Annotated in this window: 20 protein-coding genes and 1 tRNA gene; 10 read left to right on the top strand and 11 right to left on the bottom strand. The window is 65.8% G+C overall.

The window, feature by feature from the left end:
- Positions 1 to 166 precede the first annotated feature (166 nt).
- Together OH705_RS06450 and rimI are read left to right on the top strand one after the other, a co-directional pair.
- On the top strand, positions 167 to 958 hold the full coding sequence (locus OH705_RS06450) for a hypothetical protein (RefSeq protein ID WP_038707653.1): 792 nt from the start codon (positions 167 to 169) through the stop codon (positions 956 to 958).
- The gene (rimI, locus tag OH705_RS06445) at positions 955 to 1,410 is read left to right on the top strand and encodes a ribosomal protein S18-alanine N-acetyltransferase (RefSeq protein ID WP_094010317.1); all 456 of its coding nucleotides are present in this window, start codon (positions 955 to 957) and stop codon (positions 1,408 to 1,410) included. The genes OH705_RS06450 and rimI overlap by 4 nt, the downstream gene beginning before the upstream one ends.
- A gap of 152 nt (positions 1,411 to 1,562) precedes the next feature.
- Here the strand turns inward: rimI and OH705_RS06440 are convergent, their stop codons facing one another.
- A complete protein-coding gene (locus OH705_RS06440; RefSeq protein ID WP_038707335.1) occupies positions 1,563 to 2,726 on the bottom strand; it encodes a hypothetical protein in 1,164 nt (387 codons plus the stop codon).
- Between the two features lie 65 nt (positions 2,727 to 2,791).
- On the opposite strand from OH705_RS06440, the gene OH705_RS06435 reads away from it, so the two are divergent.
- On the top strand, positions 2,792 to 3,376 hold the full coding sequence (locus OH705_RS06435; RefSeq protein ID WP_177182873.1) for a D-Ala-D-Ala carboxypeptidase family metallohydrolase: 585 nt from the start codon (positions 2,792 to 2,794) through the stop codon (positions 3,374 to 3,376).
- On the opposite strand, the gene OH705_RS06430 is transcribed toward OH705_RS06435, so the two are convergent.
- The gene (locus OH705_RS06430; RefSeq protein WP_267301471.1) at positions 3,316 to 4,221 is read right to left on the bottom strand and encodes a LysR substrate-binding domain-containing protein; all 906 of its coding nucleotides are present in this window, start codon (positions 4,219 to 4,221) and stop codon (positions 3,316 to 3,318) included. The genes OH705_RS06435 and OH705_RS06430 overlap by 61 nt on opposite strands.
- Positions 4,222 to 4,438: 217 nt before the next feature.
- Here OH705_RS06430 and OH705_RS06425 point away from each other — a divergent pair, with 217 nt between their 5' ends.
- Complete coding sequence (locus tag OH705_RS06425) at positions 4,439 to 5,053, top strand: LysE family translocator (RefSeq protein ID WP_267301469.1); 615 nt, start codon at positions 4,439 to 4,441, stop codon at positions 5,051 to 5,053.
- A 54-nt stretch (positions 5,054 to 5,107) separates the two neighbouring features.
- On the opposite strand, the gene OH705_RS06420 is transcribed toward OH705_RS06425, so the two are convergent.
- Both OH705_RS06420 and OH705_RS06415 read right to left on the bottom strand, forming a co-directional pair.
- A tRNA-Met gene (locus OH705_RS06420) sits at positions 5,108 to 5,184 on the bottom strand.
- A gap of 96 nt (positions 5,185 to 5,280) precedes the next feature.
- On the bottom strand, positions 5,281 to 6,204 hold the full coding sequence (locus OH705_RS06415) for a FecR family protein (protein WP_267301533.1): 924 nt from the start codon (positions 6,202 to 6,204) through the stop codon (positions 5,281 to 5,283).
- Between the two features lie 201 nt (positions 6,205 to 6,405).
- On the opposite strand from OH705_RS06415, the gene OH705_RS06410 reads away from it, so the two are divergent.
- Positions 6,406 to 7,620, top strand: coding sequence for an MFS transporter (locus OH705_RS06410; RefSeq protein ID WP_267301467.1), 1,215 nt, complete (start codon positions 6,406 to 6,408; stop codon positions 7,618 to 7,620).
- Positions 7,621 to 8,010: 390 nt separating this feature from the next.
- Complete coding sequence (locus tag OH705_RS06405; RefSeq protein ID WP_038707339.1) at positions 8,011 to 9,168, top strand: MFS transporter; 1,158 nt, start codon at positions 8,011 to 8,013, stop codon at positions 9,166 to 9,168.
- A gap of 22 nt (positions 9,169 to 9,190) precedes the next feature.
- Here the strand turns inward: OH705_RS06405 and OH705_RS06400 are convergent, their stop codons facing one another.
- From OH705_RS06400 to OH705_RS06390, 3 genes are all read right to left on the bottom strand, one after another.
- Positions 9,191 to 11,665, bottom strand: coding sequence for a TonB-dependent siderophore receptor (locus OH705_RS06400; protein WP_267301466.1), 2,475 nt, complete (start codon positions 11,663 to 11,665; stop codon positions 9,191 to 9,193).
- A gap of 96 nt (positions 11,666 to 11,761) precedes the next feature.
- The gene (locus OH705_RS06395) at positions 11,762 to 12,718 is read right to left on the bottom strand and encodes a FecR domain-containing protein (RefSeq protein ID WP_267301465.1); all 957 of its coding nucleotides are present in this window, start codon (positions 12,716 to 12,718) and stop codon (positions 11,762 to 11,764) included.
- Positions 12,705 to 13,220 carry a sigma-70 family RNA polymerase sigma factor gene (locus OH705_RS06390; RefSeq protein WP_023632317.1) on the bottom strand — a complete coding sequence of 172 codons (516 nt, stop codon included), beginning with the start codon at positions 13,218 to 13,220 and terminating at the stop codon, positions 12,705 to 12,707. Before OH705_RS06390 ends, OH705_RS06395 begins: the two co-directional genes overlap by 14 nt.
- 167 nt (positions 13,221 to 13,387) lie before the next feature.
- Between OH705_RS06390 and OH705_RS06385 the strand changes: the two genes are divergently transcribed.
- The 3 genes from OH705_RS06385 (at position 13,388) to OH705_RS06375 (ending at position 17,624) form a co-directional block, all read left to right on the top strand.
- The gene (locus OH705_RS06385; protein WP_094010309.1) at positions 13,388 to 14,014 is read left to right on the top strand and encodes a DNA-3-methyladenine glycosylase family protein; all 627 of its coding nucleotides are present in this window, start codon (positions 13,388 to 13,390) and stop codon (positions 14,012 to 14,014) included.
- Between the two features lie 94 nt (positions 14,015 to 14,108).
- A complete protein-coding gene (gene ada / locus OH705_RS06380; protein ID WP_267301464.1) occupies positions 14,109 to 15,167 on the top strand; it encodes a bifunctional DNA-binding transcriptional regulator/O6-methylguanine-DNA methyltransferase Ada in 1,059 nt (352 codons plus the stop codon).
- A gap of 54 nt (positions 15,168 to 15,221) precedes the next feature.
- Entirely contained in the window at positions 15,222 to 17,624 is a 2,403-nt protein-coding gene (locus OH705_RS06375; RefSeq protein ID WP_267301461.1) for a DUF3772 domain-containing protein, read from the top strand.
- A gap of 67 nt (positions 17,625 to 17,691) precedes the next feature.
- Here the strand turns inward: OH705_RS06375 and OH705_RS06370 are convergent, their stop codons facing one another.
- The 4 genes from OH705_RS06370 to OH705_RS06355 form a co-directional block, all read right to left on the bottom strand.
- The gene (locus OH705_RS06370; protein ID WP_267301459.1) at positions 17,692 to 17,949 is read right to left on the bottom strand and encodes a hypothetical protein; all 258 of its coding nucleotides are present in this window, start codon (positions 17,947 to 17,949) and stop codon (positions 17,692 to 17,694) included.
- Between the two features lie 449 nt (positions 17,950 to 18,398).
- Complete coding sequence (locus tag OH705_RS06365; protein WP_267301457.1) at positions 18,399 to 19,829, bottom strand: aldehyde dehydrogenase family protein; 1,431 nt, start codon at positions 19,827 to 19,829, stop codon at positions 18,399 to 18,401.
- A 13-nt stretch (positions 19,830 to 19,842) separates the two neighbouring features.
- Positions 19,843 to 21,342: a purine-cytosine permease family protein gene (locus tag OH705_RS06360; protein WP_094010305.1), complete on the bottom strand. Its 1,500-nt coding sequence runs from the start codon at positions 21,340 to 21,342 to the stop codon at positions 19,843 to 19,845.
- 87 nt (positions 21,343 to 21,429) lie between these two features.
- Positions 21,430 to 21,819: a YybH family protein gene (locus OH705_RS06355; RefSeq protein WP_267301455.1), complete on the bottom strand. Its 390-nt coding sequence runs from the start codon at positions 21,817 to 21,819 to the stop codon at positions 21,430 to 21,432.
- Positions 21,820 to 22,273: 454 nt separating this feature from the next.
- On the opposite strand from OH705_RS06355, the gene OH705_RS06350 reads away from it, so the two are divergent.
- Positions 22,274 to 22,963, top strand: a complete 690-nt coding sequence (locus OH705_RS06350) for a hydrolase (protein ID WP_023632675.1) — start codon at positions 22,274 to 22,276, stop codon at positions 22,961 to 22,963.
- Positions 22,964 to 22,996: the final 33 nt, after the last annotated feature.

The following is a 22,996-nucleotide window of genomic DNA, read 5'->3' as shown; positions in this document are numbered from 1 at the left end:
GGATTTCACCCCTTGGTCTGTTATGGGGATAACCCTGATCCTTTTGGGGGATTCACCGGCCTCATCGCGGGGCAGGCCCGCGATGACCGACAATCTGTTGCGGCGCATCCAGGTCAACAGCGTTAGAATGCCCGACTGTTTCGACTATCCACCGGATACCCGCGCCTTGCTGATCGAGTCCCGCCGCCGCGCCTACCTGTCCGCCATGCAAGTGGTGCACTGGCTGCCGCGCGCCGAACTGCCGTTCGCCGCGCCGTCGCGGCCAGAGCTGCTGTTGCCGGTGGCGCCGGTCGATGAGGTCGACTTCGAGGTGCGTCCGGCCGCTCCCGCGCCTGCGCCGAGCGCCACTCCGGCAGCCCCTCAGGCGCGTGCCGAGCGGCCGAAGATCGAGATCCCGCGCCCGGGCAGCGCGCCGAAAGTCGCCGCCAAGCCGGTCGAGGCAGAGGCAGAGCCTCCCGCGCCGCGCCCGGCGCCTGTGCCACCACCGCGCTTCGCCCTGCAGTTGCTGCGTGCCGGCGACTGTCTGCTGCTGGTGGAGCTGGCCACCGGCCAGCCGTTCCAGAGCCGCGACCCGTCCTACCTGCTGCTCAAGGACATGCTGCGCGCCGCCGGTCTGCCGGACGCCCCGCAGATCATTGGCGAGCCGGTGCGTTGGCCGCTACTGATGCGCGGCAACATGGACCAGGGGCCGGATGCCGCCCGGGACTTTGTCCAGGGCTTTATCGCCGCTCGCCTGGAAGAGGCGCCGTGCGCCTGCCTGTGGCTGATCGGCCTGCCGGCCATTCGCTTCGCCGGCCAGGCAGACGGCGAAGCTTATTACCAAGAACTCAAGGTCGACCTGCTCGGCGATGCCTGGGCCTTGCCCGGCCTTGAACTGTTGATGGACGAGCCGCAGCGCAAGGCGGACGTCTGGAAAGCCATGCGCCAGCTGATGGCGCGCTGGAAACGCGTTGAATGAGTGACTCGATCAGTTTCCGCCCGGCAACCGAGGCGGATCTGGATACCCTGCTGAAGATCGAATATGCCGCCTTCAGCCATCCCTGGACCCGCGGCATCTTCCAGGATGCGCTGAAGTCCTACGAAGTGTGGCTGATGTTCGACGGCCAGCAGCAGGTCGGCCATGGCGTGATCAACGTGATCATCGATGAGGCGCACCTGCTCAACATCACAGTAAAGCCGGAGAACCAGGGCTGTGGCCTCGGCCTGCGCCTGCTCGAGCACCTGATGTCCCGGGCCTACCAGCTCAATGGCCGGGAGTGTTTCCTGGAGGTACGTGCCAGCAACCAGTCGGCGTATCGCCTGTACGAGCGCTATGGCTTCAATGAAGTCGGCCGGCGCCGTGACTACTACCCGATGGCGGGCGGGCGGGAAGATGCGCTGGTGATGGCCTGTACGTTGCTCGAAGACTGATTTCGCACGCTGTCTTGTATTGGGGCCGCTACGCGCCCATCGCTGGCAAGCCAGCTCCCACAGCGATGGCACTTGGCTTGAAGGCGGCGCGGTCGGGGTGGGAGCCGGCTTGCCGGCGATAGGGCCGCATCGCGGCCCCTTGTGCAAGTAACTCAGATCTCTGGGTGTAGCACTTCGACCGGTTTACGCAGGTCCCGCAAGCTGCGCGTCACCGTTCCGGTATTGCACTTGGCCGCCGCCTGCTCCGGAGTCATCTCGCGGATGGTGCGGTAGAACAATTCGCAGGTCTGCTTCTTCTGGGTTACCTGCCACTTGCTGGTGCAGGCATCCAGGGTGAGCTTGGCATCGGCCTGCGGGTTGCGCCCCATGCCGGCCTGCCAGCAGGCGGCGGAGAGGTCCTGGCCCATCATCTTCAGGCCTGCGGCATCGGCCTTGTCCTGGTCGCCGTCGTAGCTTTTCGGGTCGGCGGCGTACCAGATCGCGCTCGGGTGGTTGGCGCCGAGCACGGGCACCTTGGCGCTGTTGGCCTCGGGGCTGATGCTCACCAGGCCGAGCACATTCACCTTCGGCCCATACTGCTGCTGGATCCAGGCCCGTACCGGCGCGCCGAACGCGACCATCGGCAAGGCGCCTTTGCCGTCGTGGGTCAGGGCCACTTCCTTGACCATGCGCACCTGGTAGTCGTTGAAGTAGCTGTAGACCCCTTCCAGGTCCTTGCCGGCGCTGGCCGGCGCGGCGATCGGGGCGATGTCGACGATGGTCTGGTAGGCCGGGGTCTGGGTAGCCTCGATACCGTTGAAGGTCAGAAGTTGCGCCCAGCGGTCGGTGGTGTTGGACTTCAGGTAGTCCTGGTAGCGGGTCAGCGAGTAGTCCGGCGGGAAGTGCAGCAGTTCGATGCTGCGACGGTTCTCCAGGGCCATGCCCAGGGGCAGGAACAGGTACCAGCTATAGTCCCAGCCGCCTTTCTGGTTGAGGCGGGTGGCGCCCTGGTAGGCCAGCTCGCCGCTGTCGAGCAGCTTGCGCAAGGGTTCGGCGTAGCTCGCCGGTACGTCGGTGATGCTGGCGCGCAGCTTGTCGTTGTCGCGGTTCACCGTGACCTTGGCATTGGCATAGCCGTCGCGCTGCACGCTCTGGGTGAGGTAGTGCTCGACGGTCTGTTCGAGTGTCCAGTCGCGGTAGCAGATCACGTTGCAGTTGTTGGGATAGGCGAACAGCCGGGTGACCCGCTGGGCATCGCCCAGGTCGATCTGCGCGTCGGCCATGGCCAGGCCGCTGAAGGCGAGGGCGGCCAGGCCCGATACGGCAATCTTGTGCATGCTTAACTCCTTGTCAGTGGCCGCCAGGACGGCGGACCGCCCATGGTGGATGAAGAGGTGGGGGAATGAAAAGCGCCAGGATATGGCTATTGGCTAGCGCGCTGATCGGGCTGGGTACGGCCCAGGCCGATGAACGCGATGTGTGGATGTTCGCCCAGTGGGCCGGGGATCACGAGAACCGCAGGTTTCGTGAAATGCTGGTGGACGCCCGGCTGTATGGCGTGGTGCCGATCCATCAGTTGCTGCGTTCGGCCTCGGACTGGCGCCTGTGCAAGGCTTCACCCTTCGCGGTGCCGCCGGCGAGCCACTGGCCGGCGGTGCGTTCAACCCTGGCATTGATCAAGACCCTGGACCAGCAGGGCATCCTGCGTCAGTTCGAAGTGGTGTCGGCCTACCGCGATCCCCGGCTCAATGCCTGCGCCGGCGGCGCGCCGAGCAGTGCGCACATGCGCGCCTTCGCCGTCGACCTGCTGCTGCCACCCTGGGCCGACCCGAACCCGCTGTGCCGCTTCTGGCAGCAGCACGGCCAGGCCTGGAACATGGGGCTTGGCCGTTACCCCTCGGGGCGTATCCATATCGACACGGCCGGCTATCGCACCTGGGGCGGTGACGGCGGGGCCGGGTCGTCGTTCTGCAGCAAGCCCAGGTGAGCCAGGCAGGCCTGGCATTCGTCGCCGACCCACTGCGCGAAGCGCTGGCGCTTGCTGCCGTCGTCCAGCGGCTGCGGGCTGAGCAGGTGGTAGCCGGAGCCATCGCGCAGGAAGCTGTACGGCGCCTGTAGCTGGCCATTGTCCAGTTCGTCGCGAACCATCAGCGCCGAGGCGATGGCCAGCCCCATGCCTGCGCTGGCGGCCTGGATCGACAAGTAGAAGTGCTCGAAGTCGCTGCGCGCCGTGTGCCGGATGCCTTGGCCGCTCAGGCGTAGCCAGGTGGCCCAGGCATCGGGGCGGGTGGCGCTGTGCAGCAGGCGTTGGCCCTTGAAGTCTGGCCTTGCGACCGGGCCGATCCACTCATCGCAGATCTTCAGGCTGTGCAACTGGCGATCCCAATGGAAGTCATCGCGGCGCAGTGCCAGGTCGATGCCGCCACGGGCGAAGTCCACCGGCCCGCCGGCCGCCACCAGGTGCAGTTGCAGGTCGGGGTGCGCGGCGTGAAAGCGCGGCAGGCGCGGGATCAGCCAGCGCATGGCGATGGTCGGTTCGCAGGAGACCACCAGTAGGTTGTCTTCAGGCTGCTGTTGCAGGCGCTGCACCGCGCCCTCCAATTGCTCGAAGATCGACTGGGTGGTGCTGTGCAGCTCGCGACCGGCGGGGGTCAGAAAGATTGCCCGGTTACGCCGTTCGAACAGTGCCACGCCGAGGCTTTCCTCGAGCAGGCGCACCTGGCGGCTGACGGCGCCGTGGGTGACATGCAGGTGCTCGGCGGCGCGCACGAAGCTTTCAGTGCGGGCGGCGATGTCGAAGTAGCGAAAGGCGGTAAGGGGAGGCAGTTTCATGTGCTGGCCTGTTCCGGCTTTATCGCGGGGCAAGCCCGCTCCCACGCATGCTGAGGCTGCGCTCGTGGGAGCGGGCCTGCCCCGCGATAGGCCAGTCGATTCAATGCGAATAGGTGAGTAAAACTAGCAGATTAGCCAGACTATAAATCGATTTTTACTCGTTCAAGGCAACAGGATAATCCCATCTTCCGTGAATTTTCATCGAGGATCCCTGTTCGTGAGCGAACTCATCGCCGTAGCCCTGTTCACCATTCTGGCTGTCATCAGTCCTGGCGCCGACTTCGCCATGGTCACCCGCAGCAGTTACGCACAAGGCCGCAAAGCTGGCCTCGCTGCCGCGGCAGGCATCGCCCTGGGCGTGCAAGTGCATGTGCTGTACACCGTGCTCGGCATCGCCGTGATCATCAGCCAGAGCCCGACCCTGTTCCTGGCCATGAAGGTAGTGGGGGCGGGCTACCTGGTGTACCTGGGCTATAAATCGCTGACCAACACCACGCGCATCAGCCTCGACGGCCTGGCGCAAGGCGCTTCCAGCGTGGCGAGCGCGTTGCGCACGGGCTTTCTGACCAATGCGCTGAATCCCAAGACCATGCTGTTCGTGGTCAGCGCCTATACCCAGGTAGTGCGGCCGGGCAGCCCGCTGGCGCTGGACTTCGCCTATGGCGCGTTCATGTCGTTTGCCCATTGGGTGTGGTTCAGCCTGGTGGCGGTGTTCTTTTCCAGTGCGCGACTGCGGGCGGCGATGATCGAGCGCCAGCGCACGGTTGACCGGGTAATCGGGGTGGCCTTGATCGGCCTGGGGCTGGCCGTGGTGGTGGCGGGAGTGAAGTAACGTTTTCGCGGGCAAAGAAAAAGGGCTTATCTTTCGATAAGCCCTTTTAGAAGGTGGTGGCTACACAGGGACTTGAACCCCGGACCCCAGCATTATGAATGCTATGCTCTAACCAACTGAGCTATGTAGCCAACTTGGCGCGCATTATTAGCTCGAATCGCGATCCTGTCAACAACGTTTTCAAAAAAAATTTCCAACCTTTCAAACGCTTAGCCAGGAAGGGCGCCTCAACGCACGATCAGCCAGTGGCCGAGCAGGTTGTGCAGACGCAATTGCTGATCGGCGGCCAGGCGCTCGAGGCTCTGCGCCGGGTGGTCGAGGTCGAAGTCACCGCTGATCCGCTGATAGGCTGCTTGCTCGTTCATCATCCAGACACGCTGGCCACGGTAATCGGCCAGGCGCTCCAGCACTTCGCTCAACGGCAGGTTCCTGGCCTTCAATTGGCCGTTGCGCCAGGCATCGGCCAATTTGGCATCGATCTTTTCGACCGGATTGATGCGGCTCTCGCTGAACGTCACCCGTTCACCGGCATTCACCAGGCGCTGGTCGCCACCCTGCAGGACTGCGGCCTTGCCGCTGAGCACCACCAGTTCGTCATGGTCGGCATGGCGGGCGATCTGCAGGCGAGTTCCGAACACCTGGATCCGGGTGTCATCGACCTGTACCTCCATGGCCCGGCCATCGAGCATCACCTCCAGGTAGACCTGGCCCTGCACCAGATGCAGTTGGCGGGTGCGGCCACGCAGGTCGACATTCATCGCGCTGGCGCTGTCCAGGTGCAGGGTCGAGCCGTCGGCCAGGCGCACGCTGCGGCGTTCGCCGCTGTCGGTGTGCAATTCGCTGCCCAGGCGCTGCATCAGTGGCCAGTAGAGCCAGGCCAGTGCCGCCACCAGCATCAGGAACAGCAGCGCCAGGCACAGCCCGGCACGGCTGCGGCGTACCTTGGCGACCCGTGGTCGTGGCCGGGCGGCCGGCACCTGCAACTGCTGCCAGTAAGCTTCGAGTTGGGCATACGCCCTGGCGTTGAGCGGGTCCTGGCACCAGTTGGCGAATGCCTGGCGCAGGGCCTCGTCGCAGCCGGGTTGGCGCAGGCGCGAGAACCAGTCCAGGGCTTCCTGCTCGGGGTCGGGCGTGGGCTGCAAGGCGGGCATCGGGCTCATGGGATCGGTCTGCTCGCAGAGGGCGGGCGGTTTTGCCCAGCGTTCACAGGGAAGAGGAGAAAGGATGCTAAATATATTGAGAATTATTTACAAGTGCGTGTCGGATGGAAGGCTCGCGCAAATAAAAAGGTAGCTTCGTATCTATTTGTTTCACGATAATCGGATCCCAACCCGCAGACGGACATCCAGCCCATGGCCATCAGCAGCACCCCGACTTCCAGCGCGAGCAGCCCGGCAAACCCGGCCACGCCGCTGGTGATGAGCATCATTGGTTTCTGTGCCCTGGCGCACCTGATCAACGACCTGATCCAGGCCGTGCTGCCGGCGATCTACCCGATGCTCAAGGCCAACTACAACCTGAGCTTCGCCCAGATCGGCCTGATCACCCTGACCTTCCAGATCACTGCCTCGTTATTGCAGCCGTGGGTGGGCTTCTTCACCGACAAGCGGCCCACGCCGAACCTGTTGCCGCTGGGCACCCTGTGCACCCTGGTGGGGATCGTGATGCTGGCCTTCGTTGGCAGCTTCCCGATGATCCTGCTGGCCTCGGCGTTGGTGGGCATTGGCTCCTCAACCTTCCACCCGGAGACCTCGCGCATCGCCCGGCTGGCCTCGGGCGGGCGCTTCGGCCTGGCCCAGTCGAGCTTCCAGGTCGGCGGCAACGCAGGCTCCGCCCTTGGCCCGTTGTTGGCGGCGGCAATCGTCATTCCCTTCGGCCAGACCCACGTGGCCTGGTTCGGCGTGGCCGGGCTGTTCTTCTTTGCCGTGACCTTGATGCTGCGCCGCTGGTACAAGGAGCACCTGAACCAGGCCAGGGCGCGCAAGGCGGTGCAGGCCACCCACGGCATCTCGCGCCAGCGGGTGATCATGGCCTTGGTGGTGCTGGGCCTGCTGGTGTTTTCCAAGTACTTCTACATGGCCAGCTTCACCAGCTACTTCACCTTCTACTTAATCGAGAAGTTCCAGCTGTCGGTGGCCAGTTCGCAGCTGCATCTGTTCCTGTTCCTTGGCGCGGTGGCGGCGGGCACCTTCTTTGGCGGGCCCATAGGTGACCGTATCGGGCGCAAGGCGGTGATCTGGTTCTCGATCCTCGGCGTGGCGCCGTTCACCCTGGCGCTGCCCTATGCCGACCTGTTCTGGACCACCGTGCTCAGCGTGGTGATCGGTTTTGTCCTGGCTTCGGCGTTCTCGGCCATCGTGGTGTATGCCCAGGAACTGGTGCCGGGCAATGTGGGGATGATCGCCGGGATCTTCTTCGGGCTGATGTTCGGGTTTGGCGGGATCGGCGCGGCGCTGCTGGGGTATGTGGCCGACCTGCGTGGGATCGAGTATGTGTACGGGGTTTGCTCGTTCCTGCCATTGTTCGGGTTGCTGGCGGTGTTCTTGCCTTCCACCGGCAAGCACTGAGTGGAGCGGGCGTTGTAGCGCGGCGGCGTCCACAGAGAGGGCGAAGCCACTGTGGCGATTGACGGTCCGGATCACCTTGGCCTAGAGTGCCGCCTCCTCAATATCCTGCGTAGCCGATGCAATGCGCCGTACCCGTAGTCTTCGCCCACACCGCCAGCCTGTCGCCCCGACAGCGCGCCGCGCGTGGCCGAGCGACACGGTGCTCAAGCGTCGACGCAGCGTGCTGTTCGCCTTCACCTTCTCGCCACACCTTGCCCTGAACTGATCCGCGCCCCTGCGTAGCGCGCCTTCCCGGCGTGACGGCGGGCGTCTGCGTTCGAACATCTTTCAGCGGATTTTCCAGTCGGCCAGGGCCAGAGCCCCTGTGCGCCGGCTTGCAAGGAGTGGTACATGAACATGCGTTTGCTGGCGGGCCTGTTGTTCGCCGTGTCGGTGGTCGGTTTCAGCCTCGGGGCGAGCCTGCCGCTGGTGTCGTTGCGTCTGCACGAGGCGGGGGCGGGGACGCTGGAGATCGGCATCATCTCGGCGATCCCGGCGGCGGGCATGATGCTCTCGGCGTTCATGGTCGACGCTTGTTGCCGGCACCTGACCCGCCGCGTCATCTACTTGCTGAGCTTCAGCCTGTGCACCCTTAGCATCGCCTTGCTCGAGTGGGCCTTCGACTCGATGCTGTGGCTGGCGCTGCTGCGCCTGGGGCTCGGTATTGGCATGGGCATCGCGATCATCCTCGGCGAGTCGTGGGTCAACGAGCTGTGCCCCGAGCACAACCGCGGCAAGATCATGGCGCTGTACGCCACCAGCTTCACCGGCTTCCAGGTGCTCGGCCCGGCGCTGCTGGCGCTGTTGGGCGCCAATAGCCCATGGCTGACCGGCGTGGTCACCCTCTGCTATGGCCTGGCCTTGCTGTGCATCCTGTTCACCGTGCCCAACGATCATGTCGAGCATGAGGAAGACGCCAAGAGCTTCGGCCTGGCCGGTTTCTTCCGTGTGGCCCCGGCCTTGTGCGTGGCGGTGCTGTTCTTCTCGTTCTTCGATGCCGTGGTGCTGTCGCTGCTGCCGGTGTACGCCACCAGCCATGGTTTCGCCGTGGGCGTGGCGGCGCTGATGGTGACCGTGGTGTTCGCCGGCGACATGCTCTTCCAGCTGCCGCTGGGCTGGCTCGCCGACCGGGTCGAGCGTACCGGGCTGCACCTGGTATGCGGGTTGGTGGCAATGATGATCGGCATCGCCTTGCCCTGGCTGCTGCAGATGACCTGGCTGCTGTGGCCGCTGCTGGTGGTGCTCGGCGCGGTGGCGGGGGGCATCTATACCTTGGCGCTGGTACTGATCGGGCAGCGCTTCAAAGGCCAGGACCTGGTCACGGCGAACGCCAGCGTCGGCTTGCTGTGGGGCGTCGGCAGCCTGGTCGGGCCGCTGGTCAGCGGCGCGGCGATGGACGTGGCGCCCCATGGCCTGCCCATGGCGCTGGCGCTGATGGCGGGGCTGTTCGTGTGCTTCGCCCGCCAGGCCTATCGCCGGGCAGGCAAGCTTCAGGCGGTGGCGGACTGACCCCCAGCCATCGAACGGCAGGTCAGAAGGTTCCGCGCAAGGTCACCGACACATTGCGCGGATCGCCCCAGTAGTACCCGGTCGGCGTCGGCGCCACCTGGCGGTAGTACTTCTTGTCGAACAGGTTGTTGGCGTTCAACTGCAACGAATAGTTGTCGTTGAAGCGGTAGTTCACCATCGCGTTGTACACCGCATACCCCGACTGCGAAGCTTCGGCTGTGCCGCTGCGGTTGTAGATGGCGCTCTGCGCCTGCACGCCGCCGCCCACGGTCCAGGCCTGCAGCTCGCCCGGCAGGCGATAGCTGGTGAACAGGCGCAGCATGCGCTTGGGGTCGGTGGTGCGGATCGGGTTGCCGTTGTTGCCGGTGGTGTCCTTGAGGTATTCGGTGGTGTTGTAGGTGTAGCCGCCGGTCACGTTCCAGCCCGGCAGCACTTCGCCGGAAATCTCCAGCTCGAAGCCCTGGCTGCGGTTCTTGCCCGCGGCGACCTTGCAATAGCCGCTGGTGTAGTTGGGCAGGCACGGGTTAGGCCCGCTGAGGTCGTCCAGTGCGTTGCCGACCTGGTAGATGCGGAAGAACGCCAGCGAGGTGTTCAGCCGGCCCTCGTAGAACTCGCCCTTGATCCCGGTCTCGTAGGCTTCGCCGGTGACCGGCTCGAGCACGGAGCCGGCGGCATCGGTGTTGGTCTGCGGGTTGAAGATCTCGGTGTAGCTGGCGTAGGTGCTGAAGTTCTCGTTGAGGTCGTAGATCAGCGCGGCGTAGGGCACGATCTCGTTGTCGACGCTGAACTTGCCGTTGGCCTTGGTGTTGTTTTCCTGCTCGTAGTCGTACCAGTTGGCGCGGGCGCCGATGATCGCGGTGAGCGGATCGGCCAGGGAGATGCGCCAGGTGGCATAGGCACCTTCCTGGGTGGTACGGGTGCGTACCGGGTGGGCGGTGATGTCGATGCTCGGGTTGGCCAGGCTGGTCTTCGGGTCCCAGGTGCGGATGTCGAACACGCCCGATTGCACATTGTTGGTGGCCGAGGCGTAGGAGTCGTTGCGGATGCGCTCGACGCCCAGCATCAGCTCGTGGCTGCGGCCGAGCAGGTCGAACGGGCCGTTGAGGGTGGCGCTGAGGTTGTTCTGCAGGCTCTCGCCGCCATCGCCTTCGGTGACCTGGTAGCTCATCAGGTAAGGGTTGCGGGTCGGGTTGGCGGTCCCGGTGGCACGGCTGAAGTAGGTCTGCTTGAAGCCGTTGTCGTCCAGCTCGAAGTGGGTGCGCTGGGCCATCAGCTTGAGCGTCCAGTCGTTGTCGAAACGATGCTCGAGTTCGGCGAAGGTCTGCAGGTTGCTGCGGTTCCAGCGGTTCCAGTCGGCGCCCAGGTAGGTGCTGCGGCCGAACGGCAGTGGCGAGCCGTCGTAGTCGGCCGGCAGGTTGCCCCAGGCGCCGGTGGCGTCGAGCTGGGTCCACTCGAGGCCAGTGGTCAGGGTGGTGCTGTCGTCGAGATCGAAGGCCATGACCCCGTACAGCACATCCTTGCGCTCCTGGCGCGATTGCTGGAAGTGGTCCTTCTCGTCATGCACCGCGATCACCCGGCCACGCACGTTGCCAGTCTCGGTCAAGGGGCCGGAAAGGTCGGCGACGTAGCGCTGGGCATCCCAGGTGCCGAGGGTGACGCTGCCTTCGCCCTGGAACTCATAGGTGGGGCGCTTGCGCACCAGGTTGACGGTGCCGGAGGGGTTGCCGGCGCCGCGCAGCATGCCGGTGGCGCCGCGCAGGATCTCGGCGCGGTCGAGGATTGCCGAATCGCTCTGGATGAACGAACCACCGCCGCTGCTCTGCACCACGGTGGCGCCGTCGTACTGGATGGCATCGATCTGGTAGCCGCGCGAGTAGTACTGCACCCGCTCACTGTCGGTCAGGTTGACCACCACGCCTGGGGTCTGCTCGAGCAGGTTGGTGAGGTTGGTGATGTTCTGGTCGTCGATGCGCTGGCGGGTGACCACGGTCACCGATTGCGGCGTGTGGCGGATGCTTTGCGGCGTCTTGCCGATGGTGACCGCCCCAGTGGTGTAGGAGCCGCTGTGCTCGGTGGTCTCGCCCAGGCGGTTGCTGGAGATGCTGGTGGCGCCCAGTTGCAGGGCATCGCCTATCTCCAGGGCGGGTATCAGCAGGAAGCTCTTTTCGCTTTCCTGCTGGACCTGCACATCGCTGCCCCGCAGCAGGATCTGCAACGCCTGCGCGCTGTCATGCCGGCCCTGCAAGCCTTGGGTGGTCTTGCCCTGCAGGCTGCCGGCGTCGAACGACAGGTTCAGACCCCCCTGGCGCGCCAGCTGGTCCAGCGCGGCGGCCAACGGGCCGGCCGGGATGTTCCAGTCGCGCTGCTGGCTCTGGCTGGCGGGCGCGGCGACGGCGACTGTCGGCAGCACGCCTGCGCAGGCCATGCCCAGGCCGAGGGCGGCAGCGTGGATGGCATGGCGCAGGGTGGCGTTGCGAGGGGAACACGGGCGAATCATGAAGCGCTCCTGAAGGTTGTCAGACCACTGTTCGGGCTTGTTTTCCTTCAGGCCGGACGAGAATGAGATTCCACCTCATTTATTTTCATCAATTGTTCAGGCGGCGCCGATGCTCACCCAATAGCGTGTGCGGTAGTCGACGCGCACCGGCAGGCTACGGGCGACCAGCAGCAGGACCTGGTCGGTGTCGGCCAGCTGGTAGGTGCCGGAGATCTTCAGCCCGGCCACCTCCGGCGCGCAGCGCAACACGCCGGGGCGGTAGCGCGACAGCTCGTCGATGAACTCGCCCAGGGGCATCTGCTGCACGCTGAGCACGCCGTCGGTCCAGGCCCAGGGGTCGCCATGCACGGTGGCAGGCCGATAGTCGCCTTGGGCGAACACCTGCAGCACCTCGCCAGGCTTGACCGAATGCGCGGCGCTGGAGGCGGGGAACAACGTCACCTCGCCTCGGCGCACGGCCAGCAGCAGGCCCTGGGCGTTCTCGCGCAGCAGCAGCTGGCCGCCCTGGGTGCCGAGGGTGCCAACCGGGGTGTCGATTCTGAACGGGCGGTTGTCGTTGACGTTGCTGTCCAGGCTGATTTCGCCACGGAGCAGGGTCAGCCGGCGCTGGTCGGCGCTGTAGCGCAGGTCGATGGCACTGGCGGTGTTCAGGTGGATCAGGCTGCCGTCGCTGCCGAGCAGTTCACGGCGCTCGCCGGTGGCGGTGCGGCTGTCGGCCATCCAGGCCGACAGGCCCAGCGGTTCACGTGCCGCCCAGCCAGCGCCTCCGCCAAGGGCCAATACTGACAGCAGCTTGAGATGGTCGCGCCGGCTCATGCGTCGGCGCTCGGTACCGGCGAGGGTCTGCCGACTCAACTCGGAGGGCAGGCTGGCCAGTTCGTCACCGAGGCTGCTGACCCGCTGCCAGGCCTGGGCATGCTGCGGGTGGCTGGCCAGCCAGCGCTGGAACTGCTGTTCGGTGCGTGGGCCGGGGCTGTCGTAGCGCAGTTTGACCAGCCATTCGATGGCCTGGTCGACCTGGGCCTGGGTCGGTGACTGGTCAGGCGTCGGCATAGCGCATCCGGTAGCAGACGCCTAGGGCCTTGGCCAGGTCGCGTTCCACCGTGGCCCGGGAAACGTCCAGGCGCTGGGCGATCTGCGTCAGGCTGAGGCCGTCGAGCTGGGCCAGCAGGAAGGCCTGTCGGGCCCGGGGCTTGAGGCGTTGCAGGGCAAGGTCGAGGCGCTCGAGGGTGTCGAGGATCAACAGGCGTTGCTCCTCGCTGGGCGCCTCTTGTTCCGGCAGGTTGGCCAGGCTTTCCAGGTAGGCTTTTTCCAGGGCGCGACGGCGGAACTGGTCGATCATCAGGCCACGGGCGATGCTGCTCAGATAGGCGCGCGGCTCTTTGAGTGGCGAGGCCTGGCGCGCCTTGAGCAGGCGCACGAAGGTGTCCTGGGCCAGGTCCGCGGCGTTCTCCCGGCAACCCACCCGGGCGCCGAGCCAGCCGCGCAGCCAGCGGTGATGGGCCTGATAGAGCAGATCGACCTCGGCCGGTTTCAGCGTGTCTTCGATCTGCATCGTCTGGAGAGCCTGCGCGGATAATGTGATTGTTAATAGTTCTCAATTCTATGCGGGGCGCCACGGGCGGATCAATGGTATGCCAGCGATTAGATGCGCAAGATTGAGCGTTTCACCGATGAACGGTTGGGCTAGGCTGGGAGGCTGTGTCCATGGGAACGCCAACAATGATCCTTGCAGACCTTTCCCCGCAGGCCTTTGAGGCTGCCGCTGCCTGGCTGGCCGAGCAGGATGCGGACTGGGCGCGGCATATTGCCGCCGTGGGGCCCTGCCTGCATCGGGCGACCCCCGGTCGTGAGCCCTACGAGGCGCTGGTGCGGGCCATTGCCTACCAGCAGTTGCATGCGCGGGCGGCCGAGGCGATCCTCGGGCGGTTGCTGGCGTTGTTCCCGGATGGAGCGTTTCCCTCGCCCAGACAGTTGCTGGCGGTGACGCCGGAGGCGATGCGCGCCTGTGGGCTCTCCGCGAGCAAGATCGCCACGGTTCACGGGATCGCCCAGGCGCGTGTGGAGGGTGTGGTGCCCAGCCGGGAAGAGGCGCTGCATATGTCGGATGCCGCACTGGTCGAACGCCTGGTGGCGCTGCGAGGAGTCGGGCGTTGGACGGTGGAGATGCTGTTGATCTATAGCCTGGAGCGATCGGATATCCTGCCGGTGGATGATTTTGGCGTGCGTGAGGGGTATCGACGCATGAAGGGCCTGGACAAGGCGCCGACGCCCGCGCAAATGCGGGTATTGGGCGGGGCGTGGAGCCCCTATCGCACCGTGGCGGCCTGGTACCTGTGGCGGGCTTGACCCGTGATTGGCCCGTTAAAGATAACGCAAGATTCGGAGTGTTCACTTTCGGCCAAGCCGTCAAGCTCAGCGCATCGAACCAAGGAGAGGCGCCATGACCCCCGCCCCGACCACCTACACCACCGACGCTGAACGCTGGCACGCCGTGCAGTCCCGCGACACCGCCGCGACCGGCCACTTTGTCTACGCCGTGCGCACCACCGGCGTCTACTGCCAGCCCGCCTGCAAGTCGCGCCTGGCCAAGCGCGAAAATGTCGAGTTCTTTGCCGACCCCGGCCAGGCCGAGGCAGCTGGCTACCGCGCTTGCAAGCGCTGCAAGGCCGGGCAGGGCAGTCGGCGCACCGACCTGGTTGCCCGCGCCTGCCGCCTGATCGAGGCCCGTGAAGCCGCGCCCAACCTCGACCAGCTCGGCAGCGAGCTGAACGTCAGCCCCTTCCATCTGCATCGCCTGTTCAAGGCCGAGACCGGCCTGACCCCCAAGGCCTACGCCTCGGCCTTCCGCGCCCAACGTCTGCGCCAGCGCCTGGATGCCGCCGACAGCGTCACCGAGGCCATCTACGACGCGGGCTACAACTCCAACAGCCGGTTCTACGAGAGCGCCGCCGAGCGGCTGGGCATGCGCCCGCGGGAGTACCGTGCCGGCGGCCAGGGTGCCACCATCCATTTTGCCGTGGCCCAGTGCTCGCTGGGGGCGATCCTGGTGGCCCAGAGCGAGCGGGGCATCTGCGCGATCCTGCTGGGTGACGAGCCCGAGCCCTTGCTCAAGGACCTGCAGGACAAGTTCCCCAAGGCCCGGCTGATCGGCGGCGATGACGCCTTCGAGCGGCTGGTGGCCGAGGTGATCGGCTTTGTCGAGGCGCCGGCGCTGGGCCTGGCGTTACCCCTGGATGTGCAGGGCACGGCGTTCCAGGAGCGGGTCTGGCAGGCGCTGCGCGAGGTGCCGCCCGGGACCACGGTCAGCTACACCGACATCGCCGAGCGCATCGGCGCGCCCAAGGCCGTGCGGGCGGTGGCCCAGGCCTGCGCGGCCAACGCGATAGCCGTGGCCATTCCCTGTCACCGGGTGGTGCGCCGTGACGGTGACCTCAGTGGCTACCGCTGGGGCATCGAGCGCAAGCGTCAGTTGCTGGACCGAGAGACGGCACTCTCCTGAGCGCGCGGACCGAGTAGAATTCACGCCCTGTCGAGTTGCGTAGAGGAACATTCGATGAGGCGTGTCAGCCTTGACCGATTCTATGCGGGGATTTTCGCCCTGCTGTTGTGCCTGGCCGTCCCGGCCTGGGCTGCCCCGGCCACGCCGGCATCGCGCCTGGCCGTGGCCGAGCAGCAGGTGCTGGACGAGAACGCCAGCCTGGAAGAGTTGAGCGAACGCCTCGACCAGATCCGCCAGGGCGTCACCAGCAACGCCAACGATGACCTACTCGCGCAGTTGCGCCAGTCGGCCCTGCAGGTGCAGCGCCAGGCCGATGCGCTGGCCACCCAGCGCACCGCCGACGTGCAGCGCCTGGACGACCAGCTCAACGTGCTCGGCCCGCCCATGGCCGAAGAGGCCGAGAGCCTGACGCGGCAGCGCAAGCAGCTCACTGACGAAAAGAACAAGGTGGTCGCTGAGCAGAAGGACGCCACCACGTTGACCCAGTCGGCCCGTGACCTGTCCACGCAGATCGTCAACCTGCGCCGCAGCCTGTTCAACTCGCAGATCACCAGCCGCGCCGCCAGCCCGTTGAGCCCGGCGTTCTGGTCGAGCCTGATCCGCCCCACCGACGACGACGTGGCGCGCCTGCGCGACCTGCGCGACGAAGTCTCGGACGCCATGGCCAGCGCCCTCAGCGCCGAAAACCGCTGGTTGTTCATCACCGCGCTGGTGGCGGCGGTGCTGGTCTGGACCCTGGTACGGCGGCTGCTGGAGCGCCTGCTGGCCGATGCGATGATCCGCTGGCTACCCGAAGGCCGTCTGCGCCGCAGCGCCCTGGCCCTGAGCGTGAGCCTGGCCACGCTGGGCACCATCTCCGGCTCGGTGTCGCTGCTGCGTTGGGGCCTGGAGAGCAGCGCCGACCTGGGTACCGACGTCGCCAGCCTGACCAACCATATCCTGGCGCTGGTGATCTTCAGTGCCTTCATCTCCGGCCTGGGCCGCGCCATGCTGATGCTACAGCGCCCGTCCTGGCGCCTGCCACCGATCCCTGACGAAGTGGCCAGCGCGCTGGGCTGGTTCCCCAAAGTCCTGGCCCTGGCACTGATGGTGCTGCTGACCCAGGAGCGCATCAACAGCGTGATCGGTGCCAGCCTGGCGCTGACGTTGGCCACCAACGGCGTGACCACGCTGGTGGTCTCGCTGCTGTTCGTCGTGGCCCTGCTGCGCTACCGTCGTGCCCGTCGTCAGCATGGCCTGGAGCGTCCCAAAGGCCTGGCCGGACTGATCCCGTTTGTAATCGTGGTGTGGGTGGTGGCGATCCTGCTGCCCCTGCTCGCCGGCTATCTGACACTTGCCTATTTCCTCACCGGCAAGCTGTTGTGGGTCAGCGTGGTGGTGACCTGCGCCTACCTGCTGGTGACCGTGTTCGGCGACCTGTGCGAAACCCTGCTGTCGCCGCGTCAGCCTGGTGGCCTGGCGCTGGCCTCGGCGCTGGGCCTGCAGCAACGCCACCAGGCCCAGGCCAGCACGGTGCTGGCGGGAATCGGCCGCACACTGCTGCTGTTTGCCGCCGCGTTGCTGATATTCATGCCATCGGGCACCAGCCCCGGCGAGCTGCTGCTGAGCCTGGCGGACTGGGACGGCACCGGTGGCAAGGTGCTGGGCAACCTGAACATCGTGCCCCAGGACATCTTCCTGGCCGTGGCGATCTTCCTCGGTGGCTGGTTCGCCATTCGCGTGGTCAAGCGCTGGCTGAGCGAACGCCTGCTTCCGGAAACCGACATGGACGCCGGCATGCGCGCCTCGCTGGTGACCCTGGTCGGCTACCTGGGCTTCCTGTTCCTGGCCATGCTGGTGATGTCCACCCTGCACATCAACCTGACCAGCCTGACATGGGTAGTCAGTGCGCTGTCGGTGGGTATCGGTTTCGGCCTGCAGCAGATCGTGCAGAACTTCATCTCCGGCCTGATCCTGCTCACCGAGCGCCCGGTGAAGGTGGGTGACTGGGTGAGCCTGGCGGGTGTCGAGGGTGATATTCGCCGGATCAACGTGCGCGCCACGGAAATCCAGATGTCTGACCGCTCGACGGTGATCGTGCCCAATTCGCAGTTCATCTCGCAGAACGTACGCAACGTGACCATGGCCAATGCCCTGGGGGTGGTGGGCATCACCCTGACGCTGCCGCTGGAGACCGACCCTGCGAAAGTGCGCGAGGTGTTGCTGGCGGCGTACAAGGAGCACGAGTCGATCCTCGACGCGCCGGCCACCTCGGTTACCTTCAAGGACCTGACCAGCAGTGGCATGGTCATCGGGGTAAGCGGCTATGTCGCTTCGCCTCGACAGGTATCGGGCACGCGCAGCGACCTGCTATTCACCATTCTCGGGCGCTTGCGCGAAGAGGGCATCGCCCTGTCGTCGCCGGCGAGCATGGTGCTGGTGCAGGAGAACGGGCGCCAGGCCGACGAACCGGCATAAGGCCAATCGCGGGGCCAGTCGCATCGGCGTGCCGATGCGACTGGCCCCGCGATGCGCTCGGAGTCTGTCAGCCGCAAGTGCAGCGGTTCAACGCATGCTCCGCCAACGCCCGCCCCATCTGCACGTTGTGCGCGGCGTTCACCAGCATCCCCAGTCCGGGTTCTCCGGCCAAGGCGCAGCAGTATTCGTCGATGGTGTCTTCGATACCGCGCATCAGCTGGATGGCATGAAGCAGCGCTTCGATGGTGGGCATATCATCGTTGATGGTGAAGAAGGGGCGGTTGAGCGGTTTGGCAGGGGGTGGATCAGGAACGATCTTTTTCATGGGAAGCACTCATTTCGATTGAAAAGGTGCCGCCTCCAGATCCCTCTCACAGGATGAGGGTGGCAGCCGTACGCGGGGTGAGAGACCGGTCGAAATGAGCAAATGCCGGCCAGGCCTGGGCCTGCCCGCGCACAGCCGCCATGGCAGCGCTGCGTGCTTCATTTCGACGGTAGCAGGCTCTCACACCTGGTCGCCGGAAAGACGACCTGGGGAAGTTAGTCCTGCTGATGATCCTCGACAATTCAGACGCGTCGGCAGCGTGCGTAGGGTAATTCCCAAGCTGATGAGCTTTGAAGCACTTTGTTTCAGGTTCGGAAGTGTCTTACGGCTGATGAGGTATTGATCGTCGTGGAAGCGGGCTTGACCCGCGATGGGGTCCAAGTGATATCGCGAGAAGGCGACCATGTGTTCGCCGAGAGCCTCACGCGCCCTGTGAAAGGCTCAGCTACTCACCCCAAGCACCGCGTCACATGCTTCACCGACTGATACCCCGAAAGCCCCCAAGGCCCGAGCTCACGCCCGATCCCGCTACCCTTGGTCCCGCCCCACGAGGTTTCGACGAATACCGCCTGCACCGAGTTGATCCACACATGCCCCACCTCCAGCGCATCGGCCACGCGCTCGGCGCGTTCCAGGTCGGCGGAGCACACGGTGGCGACCAGGCCGAAGCGGCTGTCGTTGGCTTGGGCAATGGCCTCGGCCTCGCTGCCGAAGCGCCGCGCGCACAGCACCGGGCCGAAGATTTCTTCGCCCCACAGGCGACTGCTTACCGGTACATCCACATACAACGTCGGGCTGACGAACCAGCCGTCGCGGTCCTGCGCGGTGCCGCCGGCCAGGCACTTCAGGCCTTCTTCGCGGGCGGTGGCGAAATAGCCGGCGACCTTCAGCCACTGCGCCTGGCTGGTCAGCGGCCCCATGTGCACTTCTTCAGTGAGCGGGTTGCCCACGCGCAACGCCACCAGCGCCGCCTGCAAGCGCGGCAGCAGGGCATCGGCGATGCCCTCCTGCACCAGCAGGCGCGAGGTGGCCGAGCACATCTGCCCGGCGTTCCAGGTAATACCGGCGACGATCCATTCCACCGCCTGGTCGACCTCGCAATCGTCGAACACCACGATGACCGACTTGCCGCCCAGCTCCAGTGTCACCGGCCGGCACTGGGCCGCGGCGGCGCGCATCACCTGGCTGCCGACGCCGTTGCTGCCGGTGAATGACAGCTTGTCCAGGCCGTTGTGGCCGCTCAGCGCAGCGCCGGTCTCGGCCTTGCCGCCCACGATGTTCAGCACGCCGGCCGGCAGGCCCAGCACCTCGGCGATCTGGCCGTAGGCCTGCTCGATCAGCGGGGTGATCTCGGAGGGCTTGAGCACCACGGTGCAGCCGGCCGCGAGGGCCGGGGCGAGCTTCCAGGCGCTGGTCACCAGCGGGAAGTTCCACGGCACGATAAGACCGACCACGCCCACCGGCTCAAGGCGAGTGCGGGCGGTGAAGCCCGGCGCGGCCAGGGGCACGTCACGGTTTTTCGCCGGTAACTGCTCGGCCAGGTCGGCGTAGTAGGCGAAGGTTGCGATGGCGTCGTCGAGGTCGATCTCGGCCTCATGCCGAGGCTTGCCGTTGTTGCGCATCTGCAACGCGATCAGTTCGTCGCGGCGCTGGCCCAGCTGTTCGGCGAAACCGCGCAGGTAGGTGGCACGCTCGGTGGCGCTGACCGTCTTCCAAGGCGCCAGGGCACGGCGCGCGGCGGCCACGGCCTGGTCGACCTGGGCGCTGCTGGCGGCCATCAGTTCGGCGAACGGCTGGCCGTCGGACGGGTTGTGGACAACGATGCAGTCGCTGCCCTGGCCTTCGACCCAGCGGCCGTCGATGTAGTGAGGTGTGGTCATGGTCGGATTCCAGTCAGGCCATTTCGGCAGTGGTCACAGGCTTTACCGGCGTGCTTTTGCAGCGCACCCAGCGCGGGCCACGGGGGCCATACACGCCAGCAGGTTCAGGGAACAGGTTGAGCAGGATCAGGTACAGCACGGCGGCGATGCCGAGGGTCGCCGGCAGGCTCAGGTCGATGCCGCCGGCGAGCTCGCCCAGCGGGCCGACGAACTGTCCGGGCAGGTTCACGAAGCACAGGCCAACCACCGCGCTGGGGATCCACGCGCCCATGCCGCGCCAGTTCCAGCCGTGCTCGAACCAGTAGTGGCCGCCTTGCTGGCCACGGGTGAACACTTGCAGGTCGTCGGCGTGGTAGAAGCCGCGGCGGGTGATCAGGCCGAGGATCATGATCACCATCCAGGGGCTTGTGCAGGTGATGATCAGCACGGCGAAGGTCGACACGCTCTGCACCAGGTTGAAGGTGAAGCGGCCGACGAAGATGAAGCCGATGGCCAGCACGCCGATCAGCAAGGTGGCGGCGGCGCGGCTGAGCAGGCGCGGGAACACGCTGGACATGTCCAGGCCGGTGCCGTATAGCGCCGTGGTGCCGGTGGACATGCCGCCGATCACCGCGATCAGGCACACCGGCAGGAAGAACCAGCCCGGCGAGATCGCCAGCAGGCCGCCGACATAGTTGTTGGCGGCGATGTAGTCCGGTGCCTGGCTGGCCACCAGGGTGGCGGTGCACAGGCCGAACAGGAACGGGATCAGCGTGGCGGCCTGGGCGAGAATCACCGCCAGCATGATGCGCGACTTGGGCGTTTGGCGCGGGATATAGCGCGACCAGTCGCCGAGGAAGGCGCCGAACGACACCGGGTTGCTCATGGCCAGGATCGCCGCGCCGACGAACGCCGCCCAGAAGCCGGCCTGGCCGAGGTAGACGCTGCCGGCGTAGCCCGCATCGAAGGGCCCGGCAAAAGCGAAGATGCCCAGCAGGAACAGCAGGCTCGAGGCCCACACCGCGATCTTGTTGACCCACAGCATGAAGCGGAAGCCGAAGATGCACACCACCAGCACCAGTATCGCGAACAGGCCGTAGGCCAGGCCCAGGGTCAGGTCGGTTTCCGGCAGGCCGACCAGGCGCTTGGCGCCGCCGACCAGGGCATCGCCGGAGCTCCATACCGACAGCGAGAAGAACGCGACGGCGGTCAGCAGTGACAGGAACGAGCCGACGATACGCCCGTGCACACCGAAGTGCGCGCCGGACGACACCGCGTTGTTGGTGCCGTTGAGCGCGCCGAACAGGCCCATCGGCGCGAGGATCAGCGCGCCCACGCCGACGCCGAGCAGGATCGCCCAGACCCCGGCCTGGAACGACAGCCCGAACAGCACCGGGAAGCTGCCCAGCACGGCGGTGGCGAAGGTATTGGCACCGCCGAAAATCAGGCGGAACAGGTCCAGCGGGGCGGCGTCGCGTTGATCGTCGGGGATCTGTTCGACGCCATTGGTCTCGATACCGGTCGAGTGGCTCATGGTGATGCTCCAGCGCGAATGTTGTCGGCCGTTGGGCGGCCTTGTTGTGGGTGCGATGGCAGTGCGGCAGGGCCGCTTGAAAGAGGATCAGGCCGGCGAGACGACCGACAGGTGCTCGTGACAGGCCAGCCAGCGGTCGCCGTGCAGGCGGAAGACGATGGTCTCGCGTTCATTCAGGTCGAGGGTCTCGCCGGCGACGTTCAGGCGTGTGGTCACGTCGTGCATGAAGATCGCCACCTCGCCCTGCAGGCTCACCTGGGCATTGCTTGACTCGCAGCCGAGCACAGCGAAACCGTCCGCCTGCCAGCTGGCCCAGAGTTCTTCATAGGCACGGCGCGACAGCAGCGGTTGCGGCACGGTGTGGAAGAGGAAGGTGGCGTCTTCGCTGAAGCAGGCGAAGTAGCGGGCGGTGTCGTTGCTGGCGAAGGCGGCGACGAGGTCGGCGGCGGCCTGCCGTACCTGGAGTGTCTGCTCCACGGGAGTGGCCTCACGGTTTATTGTGATTGTTGGTGAAGCGATTCTGGTGGGGGCCGGCGGGTGGAAGAATCGCTGTGGTCAAATAATCAGTTCAGGAAATCGTGAACCAATGGACTGACCGACCAAGTAACCGACCAAGTTATCGACCAAGTAGCGCTGCTGAAAATTACCGATCCATCGGATCGGTGATTGGGGCAGGCGTTTCATCATCGTTCCCCCAGCGCAACTCTGAGGGTTCACCCATGGGCCTACCGGCCCGCATCTCTCCTCTCTACCGTTAGGCCTGTCGCCCGCCTGGCCACAGGCCGCACGGGCATATTCCACGGCCCGCCGACTGACGGTCGCTTCGTTCAGCCTGCGTTGCCTACTCTCATAGTCCCCACTGTGGATGTGTGGGGCGCGGCCCGACCGCAGCGGCCAGGATGGCCAGTTCTCACACCAAGAGGAGAGAACGATGAGCAATTTCTCGCAAGCCGCCAACTTCGAAGGCCAGGTGCCACGCATCGACCCCGACAACGTCGCGATGCTGCTGATCGACCACCAGAGTGGCCTGTTCCAGACGGTCAAGGACATGCCCATGACCGAGCTGCGGGCCAATGCCATCACCCTGGCCAAGGTTGCCAGCCTGGCGAAGATCCCGGTCATCACCACCGCCTCGGTACCCCAGGGCCCCAACGGCCCGTTGATCCCGGAAATCCACGAGGCTGCGCCACACGCGCAATACGTGGCCCGCAAAGGTGAGATCAACGCCTGGGACAACCCCGAGTTCGTCGCTGCGGTGAAGGCCACCGGGCGCAAGCAACTGATCATCGCCGGCACCATCACCAGCGTGTGCATGGCTTTCCCTAGCATCAGCGCGGTGGCCGCCGGCTACCAGGTGTTCGCTGTCATCGACGCGTCAGGCACCTACTCCAAGATGGCCCAGGAAGTGACCTTGGCGCGGGTGGTCCAGGCCGGCGTGGTGCCAATGGACACCGCCGCCGTCTGCTCCGAGGTGCAGCGCACCTGGAACCGTCCGGATGCCGCGCAGTGGGCCGAGGCCTACAGCGCTGTATTCCCGCACTATCAACTGCTGATCGAGAGCTACGCCAAGGCCCAGGCCGTCGTCACCGGCCATGAGCAACTGGACTCGCAACGCAACTGAACCTGGCTGTTTCCCATCCAAGCAAGGAGATCC

This window comes from Pseudomonas sp. BJa3 (assembly GCF_026343815.1).
GTDB classification, from domain to species: Bacteria; Pseudomonadota; Gammaproteobacteria; order Pseudomonadales; family Pseudomonadaceae; genus Aquipseudomonas; species Aquipseudomonas soli.
Note: the sequence above shows the minus strand (reverse complement) of the source record. Positions and strands in the feature narration are given on the sequence as shown.